The 15,919-nt window shown below is 38.0% G+C and carries 15 protein-coding genes; all 15 read left to right on the top strand.

Translation table 11 applies throughout. The annotated features are described in order from the left end of the window. Window positions 1-27: 27 nt before the first annotated feature. The 15 genes from RBU59_RS06975 (at window position 28) to RBU59_RS06905 (ending at window position 15,832) form a co-directional block, all read left to right on the top strand. Complete coding sequence (locus RBU59_RS06975) at window positions 28-531, top strand: hypothetical protein (RefSeq protein WP_308147160.1); 504 nt, start codon at window positions 28-30, stop codon at window positions 529-531. 8 nt (window positions 532-539) lie between these two features. Next, on the top strand, window positions 540-3,011 hold the full coding sequence (locus RBU59_RS06970) for a hypothetical protein (protein ID WP_308147159.1): 2,472 nt from the start codon (window positions 540-542) through the stop codon (window positions 3,009-3,011). A gap of 76 nt (window positions 3,012-3,087) precedes the next feature. Continuing rightward, a complete protein-coding gene (locus tag RBU59_RS06965) occupies window positions 3,088-3,534 on the top strand; it encodes a phage holin family protein (protein WP_308147158.1) in 447 nt (148 codons plus the stop codon). Further along, window positions 3,531-4,976 (top strand): hypothetical protein, encoded by a 1,446-nt coding sequence (locus tag RBU59_RS06960; protein ID WP_308147157.1) that lies wholly within the window; start codon window positions 3,531-3,533, stop codon window positions 4,974-4,976. The genes RBU59_RS06965 and RBU59_RS06960 overlap by 4 nt, the downstream gene beginning before the upstream one ends. An 11-nt stretch (window positions 4,977-4,987) precedes the next feature. Then, window positions 4,988-5,680 (top strand): N-acetylmuramoyl-L-alanine amidase, encoded by a 693-nt coding sequence (locus RBU59_RS06955; protein ID WP_308147156.1) that lies wholly within the window; start codon window positions 4,988-4,990, stop codon window positions 5,678-5,680. 142 nt (window positions 5,681-5,822) lie between these two features. After that, complete coding sequence (locus RBU59_RS06950) at window positions 5,823-6,041, top strand: SHOCT domain-containing protein (RefSeq protein WP_308147155.1); 219 nt, start codon at window positions 5,823-5,825, stop codon at window positions 6,039-6,041. A gap of 60 nt (window positions 6,042-6,101) precedes the next feature. Next, entirely contained in the window at window positions 6,102-7,667 is a 1,566-nt protein-coding gene (locus tag RBU59_RS06945) for a recombinase family protein (RefSeq protein ID WP_308147154.1), read from the top strand. Next, window positions 7,668-8,087: a recombinase family protein gene (locus RBU59_RS06940; RefSeq protein ID WP_308147153.1), complete on the top strand. Its 420-nt coding sequence runs from the start codon at window positions 7,668-7,670 to the stop codon at window positions 8,085-8,087. 1 nt (window position 8,088) lies between these two features. Next, entirely contained in the window at window positions 8,089-9,657 is a 1,569-nt protein-coding gene (locus RBU59_RS06935; protein WP_308147152.1) for a recombinase family protein, read from the top strand. Between the two features lie 152 nt (window positions 9,658-9,809). After that, a complete protein-coding gene (locus RBU59_RS06930) occupies window positions 9,810-10,295 on the top strand; it encodes a helix-turn-helix transcriptional regulator (protein ID WP_308147151.1) in 486 nt (161 codons plus the stop codon). A 75-nt stretch (window positions 10,296-10,370) separates the two neighbouring features. Next, complete coding sequence (locus tag RBU59_RS06925; protein WP_308147150.1) at window positions 10,371-12,044, top strand: hypothetical protein; 1,674 nt, start codon at window positions 10,371-10,373, stop codon at window positions 12,042-12,044. After that, window positions 12,041-13,540 (top strand): hypothetical protein, encoded by a 1,500-nt coding sequence (locus tag RBU59_RS06920; protein ID WP_308147149.1) that lies wholly within the window; start codon window positions 12,041-12,043, stop codon window positions 13,538-13,540. The genes RBU59_RS06925 and RBU59_RS06920 overlap by 4 nt, the downstream gene beginning before the upstream one ends. A gap of 652 nt (window positions 13,541-14,192) precedes the next feature. After that, window positions 14,193-14,405: a winged helix-turn-helix transcriptional regulator gene (locus tag RBU59_RS28625; protein WP_334307751.1), complete on the top strand. Its 213-nt coding sequence runs from the start codon at window positions 14,193-14,195 to the stop codon at window positions 14,403-14,405. Window positions 14,406-14,596: 191 nt separating this feature from the next. Continuing rightward, the gene (locus RBU59_RS06910; protein WP_308147148.1) at window positions 14,597-15,430 is read left to right on the top strand and encodes a nucleotidyltransferase domain-containing protein; all 834 of its coding nucleotides are present in this window, start codon (window positions 14,597-14,599) and stop codon (window positions 15,428-15,430) included. Between the two features lie 186 nt (window positions 15,431-15,616). After that, entirely contained in the window at window positions 15,617-15,832 is a 216-nt protein-coding gene (locus tag RBU59_RS06905; protein ID WP_308147147.1) for a hypothetical protein, read from the top strand. Window positions 15,833-15,919 lie beyond the last annotated feature (87 nt).

The following is a 15,919-nucleotide window of genomic DNA, read 5'->3' as shown; positions in this document are numbered from 1 at the left end:
TACCATGATGAAAGGAGGGTATAAGAGGTGGAAAAGAGTGGTTTTTTTAATTCTTCCAGTGGCGACAGAATTTACAATGCTACCGACTTTGCAGCATATTTCGGAAGTCTGGTTTCTAATGGCATCTTTTATGTAAATACCACAAATCTGCAAGTAACACCAACAACAGGAATGACCGTCAGTATTGCGGCAGGAAGTGCATGGATTAACGGCTACCGATATGAGAATACGGAAGCACTGAACAAGACACTGACAACTGCTAATGGTTCCTATCCAAGAATTGACCGGATTGTAATCCGGTGGAGTCTTCTTAACCGAAGTATTACAGCTGTGGTACTGACAGGAACAGCGGCAGTAACGCCTACTGCTCCAGCACTGACACGTAATGCAGAGGTATATGAATTATGTCTCGCAGAAATTTTAGTACCACAAGCGGCAACATCGATAACCACAGGAAATATCACCGACACAAGGCTAAATTCTTCCCTTTGTGGAACCGTGAATTCGCTGGTAACAGCAGTATATGAGTGAGGTGAGATATGGCAACTTATCAAGCAATCAATGCCTGTACTTGGCGTAATGGAAAATATATTCCGTCGACTACGGATAATATCAGACAAGGTGTTTACGAACCTTATGGAGAATGTGTAGGTGTTATGGTTTTTAATCTCACCACCATTCGAGATCAATATGCAGACTATTATCCAACCAGTGCCACTCTTACTCTTACACGTGTAGCGGGAGGTTCTTGGGGAAGTGACCGAACGATGACGTTATATGCTGGAAATCAAACTGATATCCCGCCAGTTAGTTCCTCTACAGATGTTGTTACATCACGTCCTAGCAAAGTGACTTCTGGTTACAGTTATACGGTTTCGGCAGGGCTTGGTGAGAAAACTTTTAACATAGCAACTGCGTTGATTAACTCCATTGGAAGTGGTGCTAGTAACTGTATTTTTATGGATGGCGGTTCGAGTACCACAAACTATATGTCTTTTACCGGAAGAAATGATCTGACCGAAGTTATTCTAACCGTGACATGGGCAAGCCGAACGACTGCAGCTGGTGCACCAACGGTTTGCTCGTTAAGTAGTACCCTTGCAGAAGGCAATGTAAACTTGTCATGGAGTGGTGCAACGGCAGGTACCAACAATGCGATAACCTCTTATGAAATTCAGTATAGTGAGTCAACAGATAATTCCACTTGGGGAAGTTGGATAGCATTAACGACAGTGACTTCATCAGCTACCAGTGGAAGTTTGTCGGTTGCTCCTCCCACTACGAGAGGGAACTTTCGTAGGTTTCGCATTCGAACGCGTGGTAGTGCTGGCAGTTCGTATTATTCTGCATGGAAGGTTTCCACCAACTCTGTCCGAAAAAATACCCTTCCTACCGCTCCAAGTACAGCGGTTGCTTCACCCGAAATACACAGTAATGAAATAATCACGCTGACTTGGTCGGGAGCGGCGGGAGGAACAAGTGCAATTAAGGGATACCGGATTTCAAGTCGAACATCAACAGATAACAGTACCTGGAGTGGTTGGACAGAACTAGCAACAATAAATTTTAGTTCAAGCAGTGGTAGTTATAATCCAACAGTTTCAAATATATCGGGAACTTACACACAGATTGGTATCTGGACGATTGATGCACTGAATGCTTATTCTGTGGAAAAAGTCAGTAACAGCATTTACTGTAATATTACAGCTTGTACTGAACCATCAGCATTTGCATTAAGTGCTACGATTGCAGAAGGAAATCTAACACTTTCTTGGAATGGTGCAGCTGCCGGAGCAGGTAATGCGATAACGGGTTATGAGATACAATACAGCGATTCCATTGATAACAGCACTTGGGATGCATGGACGGCGCTGACTACCGTATCATCTTCTTTAACAGATGGAAGTTTAAGTGTAGCACCACCATCTATAAGAGGAAATTATCGAAGATATCAGATACGTACCTTGGGATCTGCAGGGAGCAGTTATTATTCCGTATGGAAGATCTCATCTAATACAGTCCGTAAAAATATCTTGCCAACACCGCCTATCAGTTTCTCAGCAACTCCAACTTTATATGAGTCGCAGTCGGTAACGATATCTTGGAGTGGGGCTGTAGTGGGTACTAGTCCAATCAAGCAGTACCTAATTCAGCGTAGCACATCCATCATGGGTAACCCACCATGGTCTTCCTACGAGACGCTTGCAATCATTATATCCAGTGAGACTTACGGAAACTATACGGCGGAAGCTTCCCAGACTCCCGGAACATCAACGAGATATCGCTTAAGCGTTACTGATACTCTTGATGCAGTATCTTCCTATGTGGTCAGTAACACGGTCACAAAGAACAGCCCGCCTACAGCACCAGTGATAAGCAGTCCGATATCGGGTAGATCTATTTATAACACAACACCACGCTTCATGATAACAACAGGCATAGAACCAGATGGTCAGACGCAGATTGTAGAAGTAAAGGTTGACTCGGGTGTATGGCGTAACAGTGTGGATAATTCGGAGATGTTCTCCACAAGTGGTTACCTCGGTGATAATACGAAAACAGTGTATCAGGCATCAACCTTAGCTGCAGGGAGTCATTCCGTGACCTTTCGATGTTTGGACAGTGACTTGTTATCTCCAAGTACAGAGGTTACCAAAACATTTATTGTTGTTTTGCCTTCGCCTTTTGAGACGATTACTGCTAATGTGACTCATGTTAAAGCAATGCATATTTTGGCACTACGGACAGCGGTCAATACCATCCGTCAATATTATGGTATGGAAACCGTGTCATGGGATGTAGAAATCGTCGCAACAAAGACTGCCGTAAGAGAATGGCCGAATCACATCATGGAGTTACGTGCTGCACTCGAGCCAGTTATCACGATGTTAAATAGCTTTGATGTTTCATCAACCTTTGACATACCATCGGTAACATGGCTGCCTATTGGTACCGGCAGACCGAAATCGGATGTAATGCAACAAATACAAAATTTACTCCTTACACTGTAAGGTCAGGCTTGGTTCCAAGCGCTCTATTTTTGCAGAGCGCTTTTCTTTTTGCAATTTAAGATTGGAGGTTTGGATTATGAAAGAGTTATGGAATTGGATACAGACTGCTCTTGTAGCAGTAGGTGCATTTATGGGATGGTTTCTTGGCGGCTTAGATGGCTTACTTTATGCTCTTATTGCTTTTGTTGTGATCGATTATGTAACAGGTGTGCTTTGTGCAATTATCGATAAGAATCTTTGTAGTAAAATTGGAGCTAAAGGTATCTTTAAAAAGATACTTATTTTCGCACTGGTAGGCTTGGGGCACATACTCGATACTTATATTTTAGGCTTTGCAGGTAATTCAGATGGCAGTGTTCTTCGCACAGCGGTGATTTTCTTTTATTTGAGCAATGAGGGTATTTCTATCCTTGAAAATGCAGCTCATATCGGATTGCCTATTCCAGAAAAACTAAAGGATGTACTAAAGCAATTACATGGACGTGATGATAATGGACCATCTTCACCGGAGGGCAAAGTATGATTGACTTATCAAAAGAAGTAACGGTGCGTATTGGGAGGTGTGGAGAACACCATTATCGCAATATAGAATTTGATGTGACCAGTTTATTGGAAGACAACTATCCAGCTGCCGCTTTGAATGCAATTTATAAAAGACCGGATGGGATTGCCTATCCTGTGGTTACAAACTATGCAAATGGTGTTCTGACATGGTCGCCAAGAGCAACAGATACCCTACTTGTCGGTGTTGGGCGATTGGAGATTCGAGTTACTTATGGCGAAGTGGTCGGTAAAAGTGTGCGGATATTTACAATAGTTGAGGAGGCTCTGAAAGATGATATTGCAACACCTCCAGAGCCTCCTGCTCAGGAGTGGCTAAATCAAGTACTTTCCGCTTTGGCTGCACTCGATATTAATAGTGTGTTTAGTCTACTAACGCTTACTTACAATCTGTTAGAGGATAATTATACGTTATTAAATACTACGCATAGCCTATTAACGAATAATTATGATTTATTAAATACCACACATGATTTGCTTGCTGATACCCATAATATGCTGTCCACTCGGACGGGGATTCTGCTCAACCATTGGCATCCAATCGAAACTGCTACCGCACCAGATATGGCAAGCCGAAGAGCATCCATTACATTCACAAACATTGCAAACGGTAATAACGTAGTACTTGGTACTGTGACTTATACGTTTGTCACATCCTTGGGAAGTCCAGCTGCAAACAATGTGCAGGTGCTGATTCAAACTACCCTTAGGGGAAGCGTCAAGAAACTTGCAGAGGCAACAAGAGGTATTCAGGATGCATCAAATATTGCATATGGGACAGGAACAAATCCAAACCCAACCTGTACAACCTACTGGACGCGCCAAATATTTTCCATTGGTGATACTGCCGTTGCTTCTGGCGAAAGTCTATTCGTATTGGAAAGGGCGGAAAATGTAACAACCGCATTGACATTAACATCTACCGCAACAGCGAATATCAACGGATTTGTTAGAACAAGCTACTTAAGATATGTCCTGTCGGGCAATGTTTTAGGTGGTGGTGGCAGCAATAGCGTTCGAGGACCTTTGCATACAGTATTACCAATTAACAGTGTGGTTATAGGAGGACAAGGCGGACCGCTGCATCCGGAAACCACGTATGACTGTCATTTGATAACTCTATGTCGTCAATCAGATACGAGTGAGAAAGAACTGGATTTATATATCTCTAATGACGAAGAAACGTTCATCAGAATTTCTCGTAGTACGCCTGTTGGTTTTAATAGCACTGGCGATGCCGCACATGTTCATATCGAATTGCGTCAGAGCAGAATACCAACTGGTTATGGTCTCTATATCCGTATGGGTAGCAATGGAACATCGTCGAGTGCTTACTGTGATATGAAATTTACCTATCATTTATATCCTGTTGATTTAGCAATTACTAACCCATTTGAACAGTGAGGTGATTTGGAATGAATTTGCATAAGCTTATACTTACAAACAATTCCTGTTTCAAGTCAGGAAAGTCTATAACTCCTAAAGGCATCATGGTGCATTCCACTGGGGCGAACAACCCATGGCTGAAACGCTACGTTGGGCCTGATGATGGATTGCTTGGCAAGAACCAGAACAACAACCACTGGAATCAGGATAAGCCTGATGGCAGGCAGGTCTGTGTCCATGGTTTTATAGGAAAACTTAGCAACGGCACAATTGCCACTTATCAAACATTACCGTGGAATCATCGTGGATGGCATGCCGGAGGAACTGCAAACAATACTCATATAGGATTTGAAATCTGCGAGGACGGTCTAACCGATGCCTCGTATTTTTCTGCTGTTTATAAAGAAGCTGTGGAGCTTTGTGCATATCTTTGCAAACTCTATGCACTTAGTGAGACGGATATCATCTGCCACAGCGAAGGTTATAAACTAGGTATCGCCAGCAGTCATGCAGATGTGATGCACTGGTTTCCCAAGCATGGTAAAAGCATGGATGTGTTTAGAGATGATGTTGGTAAACTCCTGATGCAACCCATACCTACCGAATCAAAGAAACTCTACCGTGTTCAAGTCGGTGCATATATCGTCAAGGCAAATGCTGATGAGATGCTTGCTAAGGTAAAATCGGCAGGATTTAAAGATGCTTTTATTAATATTGAATAATGAATAGAAAAGTGCCTACTTCTTTCATTGAAGTAGGCTTATTTTTTTTGAGTAATTTTAAGTAGGGGCTAAAATCATGCTCTTTTCTTTTGACTGTGACTTAGAAGGAAACATATCAATCCTTCGGATTGGAGGAACGACAATGCAGGTCACAAAGATAATAGGTAACCAGGGTGTTCCTAATAAAGAGAAACATCAGTATACAGAAGAAGAGTTACAGCATGAATATGATTATATCAGAGCCTTGCATATGACAAAAAAGCTTCTTGAAAAGGAACTGATTACCTTGGATGAATTCAACAAAATAATGAAATTAAATCGGCAATATTTTTCTCCTAATCTGGTCGAGATTATGCCTTGAAACCGTTGATATAAGTAGGCTTTAGAGGTAATATGTGACACTGACAAGGAGGTGAAAACAGTGAAGAAAGTAACCAAAATAGAAACAGTTGCAGTGACGGGACTAGGTAAAAAGAAACTTCGTGTAGCAGCATACTGCCGTGTATCCACTGCCAGTGAAGAGCAGATGGAAAGCTTGACTACACAGAAAGAACATTATGAAAAATATATAAAAGAAAATCCTGAATGGGAGTTCGCTGGATTGTATTACGATGAAGGCATCACTGGAACTAAAAAGGAAAAGCGAAAAGGCCTGCAGGCAATGATTACAGCTTGTGAGTTAAAGCAGATTGATTTTATTATTACAAAATCCATCAGCCGATTTGCAAGAAATACGCTTGATTGCCTGGAGATGGTTCGAAAGCTGATAGAGCTTGGAGTTTTTCTATATTTTGAAAAGGAAAACATCAATACTCAGTCGATGGAAAGTGAACTAATCCTCTCAATTTTAAGCAGTATGGCACAGGATGAATCTTCTTCTATTTCTGAAAATAATAAGTGGGGTGCAAAAACACGATTTAAAAACGGCACCTACAAGATTTCATACCCTCCATATGGTTATGTCAATATTGATGGAAAAATGGAAGTTGTTCCGGATGAGGCAGAAGTAGTGCGAGAAATTTTTAAATGCACTCTTGCTGGAAAAGGCAGTTATACGATAGCCAGAAAATTAAATGAAAGCAAGGCTCCCACAAGAAAAGGTGGGAAATGGACAGGAACTTCTGTAAGAGAGATTCTTTCCAATGAAAAATACACGGGAGATGTTCTTTTCCAAAAGACATACACAGACAGTCAGTTTAATCGTCATGCAAACCGTGGTGAAGAGGAGCAGATTTTTGTACCAAACCATCATGTGGCCATCATTTGTCATAAAGATTTTGATTCGGTTCAGGCGGTTATCAGACAGCGTGGAAGTGAGAAAAACATTGATAAGGGTAGTTCTAAATATCTAAATAGATATGTAATGTCTGGAAAAATCATCTGCGGAAACTGCGGAGGGCATTTTAAGAGAAGAACACATTATACATCAAGAACTTCTTACATTGCATGGACTTGCCAGACGCACATTGAGCATAAAGACCAGTGCACAATGAAATACATCAGTGAGGATGTTATAAATAAAGCCTTTGTACTAATGATGAATAAGCTGGAATTCGGATACAAGTCTGTGCTGAAACCTTTGCAGATTGGCTTGAAAGCAATGAGTGGCGAAAGCCGTATTTCAGCACTTGCTGATTTAAATGAACGCATAGGAAAAAATGCAGACCGTAAACGTGTTATAGCTGAACTTGTTGGAAAGGGGTTTCTTGACTCCGCTCTTTTTGCAAAGGAGTTATCAGATATTATGGCAGAGGCTGAAATGCTTAAGCAGGAGAAAAAACGGCTTGAAAGATCGGCTACAGGCAATCATCAGCAACTGTCGGAGTTGGAGGTGCTTATTAGGTATCTTTCTAACAAGCCAGAGATTTTAGAATTTGAAGATGACATCTTTGAGAGGTTCATAGAGAACATTGTTGTATATTCCAGAGATGAAATTGGATTCTGTATGAAATGTGGTATAACGCTGAGAGAAAGGATGGTGAAGTAAGTGTATGGTTATGTAATAGAAGATGGTAAGGCTGTGATTGATGAAGTCAATGCAAAACAGATTAGGCAGTTATATGAAAATTATCTATCTGGTGACAGTCTGCAAAACGCTGCAGCCAAGGCAGGTATTAATAAGGTTCATTCGGGGATAACACGAATACTTAGTAATAGAAAGTACCTTGGAACCAAGTATTATCCTGCCATTATTGACCGTGAAATATATAATATGGTGCAAGAGGAGCGTCACAGGAGAGCGGTGGCACTGGGGAGGGTTCACGATGAAACACTAAACGAACCACCTGCTTTGAAAGCCCCTCCTGCGCCACTAGGGTTTTGGATGAGACCGTTGGAGATTAAATTCCAAGACCCTTACAAGCAGGCTGAATTTGCTTACAGCCTGATAGAAAGAGAGATGAGTTAAAATGGGAACAAGAAACATTACAGTGATTCCAGCCAAAGCAAGGATTGGAAATACTGCATCAGCGGTACAGATACCAAAATTAAGGGTAGCCGCCTACTGCCGTGTTTCTACTGACAGTGATGAGCAGGCTACCAGCTACGAAGCACAGGTTGAACATTACACGGATTTTATAATAAAGAACCCCGAGTGGGATTTTGCTGGGATATTTGCTGACGATGGGATCAGCGGAACCAATACAAAAAAGCGTGAAGAATTTAATCGCATGATTGATGAGTGCATGGCTGGAAACATTGATATGATTGTAACTAAATCCATCAGCCGATTTGCTCGTAATACATTGGACTGCTTAAAATATATCCGTCAGCTGAAAGAAAAAAATATCCCAGTATATTTTGAGAAGGAATCCATCAATACAATGGATGCCAAGGGAGAGGTACTGCTTACCATCATGGCATCACTTGCCCAGCAGGAAAGCCAGTCATTGAGCCAGAATGTCAAACTTGGTTTGCAGTACCGTTATCAGCAAGGGATTGTACAGATTAACCACAACCGTTTCCTCGGCTATACAAAAGATGAAGAAGGGCACTTGGTTATTGAACCAAATACTGCGGAAGTTGTAAAAAGAATTTACCGTGAGTATTTGGAAGGGGCAAGTCTGATAGAAATAGCAAGAGGGTTAATGGCTGATAATATTTTAACATCTGCGGGAAAAGAGAAATGGAGACCTGAAACTATTAAAAAGATACTTCAGAATGAAAAGTATATCGGAGATGCTCTTTTACAGAAAACTTACACGGTAGACTTCCTTAGCAAAAAGAGAGTAAAGAACGATGGTATTGTTCCCCAGTATTATGTGGAAAACAATCATGATGCCATCATACCACGGGATTTATATATGCGGGTTCAGGAAGAGATGGAACGCAGGGGTAACATTAAAAGCGGTGATAGTGGTAAAAAAAGAATTTATAGCAGCAAATACGCATTATCAACCATTGTTATTTGCGGACACTGCGGGGATATCTTTCGAAGAATCCATTGGAATAACCACGGATGCAAATCCATCGTGTGGCGATGTGCAAGCAGGCTCGACAAAACAGCTGTGGATTGCATTGCACGAACCATATGGGAGGAAGATTTAAAGATTGCAGTAGTACAGGCGGTCAATTCCGTTTTCGAATCCAGGACACAATTCATGGACATTTTAAATCGAAATATTGCAGTAGTCATGAACCAGGTCGATGGCAGTGAGGTAGAACGTATTGAACGGAAATTGGAACAGCTGCAAAAGGAACTGCTCAAGCTTGCAAATAACAACCAAGATTACTCCATTCTTGTAAATGAGATTTACCGTCTTCTAGAGGAGAAGGAGGCTGCACTGGCTAAGAATGCAGGGTTCGCAAGTCAGAAACTGCAGATGGCTGAAATGACAAAATTCCTTAAAGAGCAGAAAGGTACTATACAGGAGTATGACGAACAGATAGTCCGCAAGCTGATAGAAAAGATAACTGTTCATGATAGGAAAGTCACGATTGCTTTTAAATCCGAGATGGAGATTGATGTGGAGTTATAAAATTCAAATATTAAAATATATCGATAACACCCTGTTAGTTTGAAATATACTAGCAGGGTGTTATTTTATTGGTATAAAATAATTTTGTTTTAGTAAAAATACTTGACTTGAACAAAAATATTTTATATAGTTAAATCATTAGGAGGTAGACTATGGAAAAAAACACTCAAATACAAATAAATCATTTACAAGAAAATCTTATGGCTATTAGAAAAATAGCTGGTTGGACAGCTGAAGAATTTGGTGCAAAAATAGGTGTAACTAAACAAACAATTAGTAATTTAGAAAACAAAAAAACTCCTATGAATCTTACGCAATATATAGCTATTCGAGCAGTATTAGATTATGAGATTGCCAATAACAAAAAAAATACAGTACTTCCACAAGTGGTCACTATTTTACTTGATAAAGCGGACGATTTTAATGAAAAAGATTATAACAATTTGAAAGAAGCTATTTCAGCTGTTTCGATTTCTGCTGCAGGAGGTGTTGCTGGAGCTACTCTTGCTTCAATGTTTGCAGGATTATTAGCACCGATCGGAATAATAGGTTTAGGAATGATTGGGCCAATAGGAGCAATTGCTGGTGGTACTGCTTATTGGCTAAAAAAGATTTTAAGTAAAACTGATATAAAATAATTTGTAAAAACTTAAATATATGGGTTTAATGAAAGGTAATTTCATACCATGATTTACTTTTAAAAGGAGATTAATATGTTGAAAGCTACACAAGAGAGACCTTTAATTAAGTTAGAAATAGATGATTATACTACTATACCATATGAGGAATATGAGGATGAAACTTCAAATGATTTTAAAGAAATAGAGTTTGAAATGATAACCCCAATAGACTTTTCAGATAAAAGGCAATTAGAAATATATAATGGAATAAATAAAGTTGATGAAAGATTATCGATAATAAATGAAAAGATTGAAGAATTAAACACGGAGATTGATAGATTAACAAATCATGCAGATGGAATAGACTATACTGTTGCTGTTGCAAGTGGCGTGATTGCAGGTGTAATTGATTCAATATTTGTAGGTGAATTTTCTTTTGAAAGAGCAAACGATTGGGGGACTGAAAAGACAAATAATTTTGTTGTTAAAATCGCACAATCAAAAGGATATAAGGGCGATGATCTTGCAGGAGCTGTAGCTTTTTTGGAAGATAAGTATAAAATTGCCGCAGACAAAGCAACAAATGATTTTGGCGGTGGATTACAGCATCATCTTAGAGATTTTTCACATCATCCTACTCCAGTAGGTTTAACATTTTCGCTATTAACTCAATTTACAAACAAAGTATACGGAACTGATGTGAATGGAATTTTTAAAGTTGTTGAATTAAATAAAGATGATTTAATTCTTATAGGTAAAAACACTCAAGAAAAATTGACATTTGGAATTATTAATTGGTTTTTTCATATGGTAAGCGATATGGCCGGTTGTTCTGATTCTATTTTAAACGGAAAAACAGGAACTGGATTGCCAGGACCAATAGGTTCACTTTTGAAGGAACTATCAGCTTTGCCTATTTTTAGTAAAATGAACAAAGATGGTCGAAAAGAGTTTTCGGTTTGGATCTCTAAGTTATTTAACGGAACACTGCTTGGGGAAAGAGATGAAAATGGAAAATTAATCCCACTTAAATTTGATTTAAGAACAGAAATAGGTATTGCACATGAACTTGGGCGTCAAGCGCTACCTATTATTTTAAATGAATGCATAGTTAGAGGATTTTACTTTATCAGAAGATTATGTGTGGAAATTCGTGACAATGATATCAAAAAAATCAGTGATCTAAAAAATATTAATTGGAAAAGAACTTTACCGTTTAAAAATAGAACTATTGTTAGAATGATGACAATTGCAACAGGAACATTTACGGCAATAGATTTGGCAGATGCAGGTATTCGCGCTGTAATTAAGTCTGGTGGTTTTAATCCGGCAACTTTGGGTAATTTCATATTAAGGGTTAACTTTGTTGGTGTTGGACGTTTTGCTATTGCTGTAGGTAGTGATGTATCTATGGGAGTAAAACGAAACAAAACCATTAGTGAGAAAAGCAAATTAATGAGTGAAGTGATATGTCTATCAAATGTAAAGATATATTACAAAAATGCAGAGTTGCTTTGTAGTTATAGTAATTTACATAAATGTCAAGAGAATATGTTTGGTGCAGAAGCTAATATGTGGGTAGAAGTTGAAAAGACTCAACGTTCAATAGAAGGGTTATATAATGAAATTGAAAAGGTAGGTAGATTTTATCTTAAAACCATTGATGAAATGGATGAAAGCTTTAATGGAATAGAACAGCTATTACCTGAAGTGGAAAAAATGAATCCAGGGTTAGTGGATGCGATGCTAGGGAGATTAAAAAGATGAGTAAAAGAAGAATGGCATGTCATGAAATAGAACCGATTTGTGAACGAGAATTGCTCTTGATTGATGAAACCAAATTACCCGAGGTTCTTACAGAACGATTGAATTTGTTAGAAAAAACTAATAGAGCTTATGATTCAGCTATGGAAAAAAAAGAGAATGCACGAAAAGAAGTTGATAAAGCATTAGAGCAGGCTGATGAATTAATTGCCAAAGCCAAGGGTGCCGGAAAGAACACTCCAGAGCAACATAGTTTTTTAGGGTTCAAGTGGACGTCAACTGGCGATGAAATAGTTTCATTAAAAGAAAATTTGATGGAAATGGTTGCTTGTGGTTTAGAAAGTGCACAAGCACAAAAAGTGCTTGTACAAGTTCAATCAGCATTATCCGATTCACAAACATCGCTCCTTGAAGTTCAAGAAACACAAATGGCATACCAGCATCAGATTGCAGATGCAACTAAGTTTTTATATGGATTGAGTGCATATAATATGGCTTCGACACAATCTGTTTTAATTAATTTGGAGGCTGTTTTGTCTGGAGCAAGCAAAGAGAAATTAGGAGAAATGGCACAACAGCAATTATTGTTAGCAATGGACCAATTAAAAAATCAAGAAAATATAATATTACGTATTCAAGAAAATAGAAATCTAATAGATGAGCTTAGCATGGATTTATCAAATCATGACTGTAGAATAGAGAGCAATGCAGAAAAGAATTTTGATCTAGATAGACGAATTGATGCTCTCGAAAAAAGTGACAAGGAGTTTCATATAAAAGAAATTAAGCAAGATAATTTTATCCAAGGAAGTATAGAACATAATAAAAAACAAGATATAAAAATTGAAGAGCTAGTCCAAATGCACAATGAACAGAATAAACTTCTTCAAAATGGAGTAGAGAGAGATATAAAACAAGATGAATTATTAGCCACTCATTATGAAAAGTTGTCAGAACATGATAAATCCTTTGAAGAACAAAGAAATAAGATTTCTAAACTTGAACTGCAAAATGGCAATAATACAGATGAAATAAAAGGTCTTAAAAACTCGTTAGAACAACAGGGACAAGCCTTGACAGAAAAAAACACTGAATTGGATAAAAAATACGCAGATACAACGCAGCAACTAAAAGATAAGTTATTAAGATTTAAGAATATTGCTGATAAAGATAGAGAAACAATCGTGGAGAATATTTCCTTGGTTTCAGAAAGTGTAAATACTCAAATATCATTGTTAAAAGAGGATCTATCTAAAGTAGAAGTTGATTTATCACATGAAATTAATTCCGTAGAGGAAAAGCTAATAAATACTATTGCTGAGTTAAAGGAAGAAATTTCAGATAAAGATAAAGAAGTCTATGATAAATATACAGATTTAAAAGGTAGGATAGATAGACTTGATGTTATAACCAAAAAATTTGGTTGGAAGATTGGGATTTCTATTGTTGCAGCAGGTTCTTTAATACTTAATATTCTTCAGATTTGTGGTATTATTTAATTTAACAAACATTACTGTTATAAATTCTGCGAAGTAAGTGCCCCAATAATTTGTTGTTTTGACAATGACATATATATCAACAAAATTCCTACATGACATTAAACCTATCCCTGCAACCTTTCGGCTGTCAACGATATGTCTTAGTTAGTTAGGCTGTTTCTCGCATAATATGGTAATAATTACAGGGAAAATCAGTCAAGAAAATTACTAAATTTTACCTAAACTGGTTTGACATCATATAAATCCTCTCGTGCCATGTTGAGACGATAATAATGATGACGAATTGTGGTTCAAAAGGAAAATAAGACGGGTTTACCACTATATGTAGTGGTTTTGGAACAAAAAACGAGCAAAACTAGAGGCAATAAAGAACAAATTTATCCCGATTACTTGACCGTTTTTTAGATGGCAAAGGGTCGTTGAGGGGATATGACCTCTAAAATAGGAATTTCATAAGGTAAATTTTCCTTTAGGTTAGTTAGGTTGAAAAATAAAGACAGTTTTTTCAGCTACGGATTCAGGAATATCAAATCGAATAATTTGATATTGACGAAAAGGTTAGGATGTATTCATTATGGATTTTGAAAATATATATGGACAGTGCCCCATGTTCTACACAATGTCGGTTGTAGAAGGCTAATGGAAATGGGTTATACTCTGGAAAATTCATGAGGCTGGAATCATACGCTATAACAAACTGCATGAAGAATTGCAGCCAATAGCACACAGAACATTAAGTAAGCAGTTAAAGGAACTTGAAGCAAGTAACCTAATCCATAGAGAGCAATACAACGAAATTCCTCCCAAGGTAGAATATTCATTAACGGAAGAGGGGAAAACTTTAATACCGATCGCCCCTTTATGAAGCTTCATAATTTCCATGGCGATACAAAGCCCAAGTCCAAAATGCTCCTTTTTTTGTGAGAGGAATCAATCCGGTAAAAACGTTCAAATGATAGAGAATTGTTCTCATATAAAACAATATAAAAATAGGAATTTGACGGGTAGTTTTGAACTGACAATTATTGATATTAGCGAAAGTATGGTGAGTTATACATGAATGAAATCAAAATTGTATTAGAGAAAATTGTAACAGCTTTGACAGCTATTTCAGGTATAGAAGCCGTTGTACTTGGCGGCTCGCGTGCAAGGGGAACACATTCTCCAGAATCCGATATTGACATCGGTATCTATTATGAAAATGCAACATTCGATCTTGTATCATTGAATAAGGCAGCACAGCTTATAGATGATGAGCATAGGAAAAACCTGATCGTTCCTCCGGGTGAGTGGGGCAATTGGGTTAATGGCGGAGGTTGGCTTATTATTGATGGATACCATGTTGACTTTATTCTACGTGAGGTTGAACGAGTTGAGAATGTGATTGCAGAATGTCAAGAAGGAAATATATCGGCACATTATCAAACTGGACATCCCCATGCCTATATCAATGTGATGTACATGGGTGAATTGGCAGTATGCAAAATGTTATGGGATAAAAAGGGGAATATCTCTCTACGAAAGAGTATTGCTGAACAATATCCTCCAAAATTGAAGAAAGCTATTATTGAATTCTTTGGATTTGAAGCTGGTTTTTCGTTAATGTTTGCAGAAAGTAATGCCAGGAAAAATGATAATTATTATGTTACTGCACATATAGTTCGAGCCATTTCAGCCCTCAACCAAGTATTGTTTGCATTAAATGAAGAATACTGCCTTAATGAAAAAAAGGCGGTAGGTATGATAGATGGTTTTAATATTCACCCGCTTGGCTACCATGATAAAGTGAATTCTATTTTTACGGCAACCGGAACGGATAGCTCAAATGCCTGCATACAGCTAAGGCAGTTAATTGACGAAGTAAAAGTTATGTTTCCGAGTAATGAGTAACTATCCCACCTTAAGGGTAGCGGGGTGAACCCACTTTTTTAGAACCATGGTAAGCATTATACAGGAACATACCAGTACCTATGACGATGTAAACACATAAAAAATATGTTGTATAAAATACATATTTCGCTGCAGTAAAATTTTATGAAACAAAATGATATTTATGTTATATGGAGGTAAGTAATTATGATTATATGGATAAATGGTACATTTGGAGTTGGAAAAACAACAGTTTCAAATGAATTACATAAAAAATTAAAAGATTCTTTTGTATATGACCCTGAAAAGGCAGGAGAGTTTATTTGGAATAATTCACCTGATTGTATTAGCTGGAAAGGCGATTTTCAAGATATATTAATGTGTCGTGATTTTAATTATCAGATGTTAAAATATATACAGTAACACTACTGTTAATGCTGGTTCAAAATCCTGTAGTAATATGAAAATTCTATGATGAACAAAAAAGAAAAAAGTTAAAACAGAGTGTGT

Origin of the sequence: Anaerocolumna sp. MB42-C2 (assembly GCF_030913705.1) — a bacterium.
Lineage (GTDB): Bacteria > Bacillota > Clostridia > Lachnospirales > Lachnospiraceae > Anaerocolumna.
Note: the sequence above shows the minus strand (reverse complement) of the source record. Positions and strands in the feature narration are given on the sequence as shown.

Coding starts and splice junctions, on each gene's coding strand:
- RBU59_RS06970 (WP_308147159.1), top strand. CDS start 540: ATGGCAACTTATCAAGCAATCAATGCCTGTACTTGGCGTAATGGAAAA.
- RBU59_RS06965 (WP_308147158.1), top strand. CDS start 3,088: ATGAAAGAGTTATGGAATTGGATACAGACTGCTCTTGTAGCAGTAGGT.
- RBU59_RS06960 (WP_308147157.1), top strand. CDS start 3,531: ATGATTGACTTATCAAAAGAAGTAACGGTGCGTATTGGGAGGTGTGGA.
- RBU59_RS06955 (WP_308147156.1), top strand. CDS start 4,988: ATGAATTTGCATAAGCTTATACTTACAAACAATTCCTGTTTCAAGTCA.
- RBU59_RS06950 (WP_308147155.1), top strand. CDS start 5,823: ATGCAGGTCACAAAGATAATAGGTAACCAGGGTGTTCCTAATAAAGAG.
- RBU59_RS06935 (WP_308147152.1), top strand. CDS start 8,089: ATGGGAACAAGAAACATTACAGTGATTCCAGCCAAAGCAAGGATTGGA.
- RBU59_RS06930 (WP_308147151.1), top strand. CDS start 9,810: ATGGAAAAAAACACTCAAATACAAATAAATCATTTACAAGAAAATCTT.
- RBU59_RS06925 (WP_308147150.1), top strand. CDS start 10,371: ATGTTGAAAGCTACACAAGAGAGACCTTTAATTAAGTTAGAAATAGAT.
- RBU59_RS06920 (WP_308147149.1), top strand. CDS start 12,041: ATGAGTAAAAGAAGAATGGCATGTCATGAAATAGAACCGATTTGTGAA.
- RBU59_RS06910 (WP_308147148.1), top strand. CDS start 14,597: ATGAATGAAATCAAAATTGTATTAGAGAAAATTGTAACAGCTTTGACA.
- RBU59_RS06905 (WP_308147147.1), top strand. CDS start 15,617: ATGATTATATGGATAAATGGTACATTTGGAGTTGGAAAAACAACAGTT.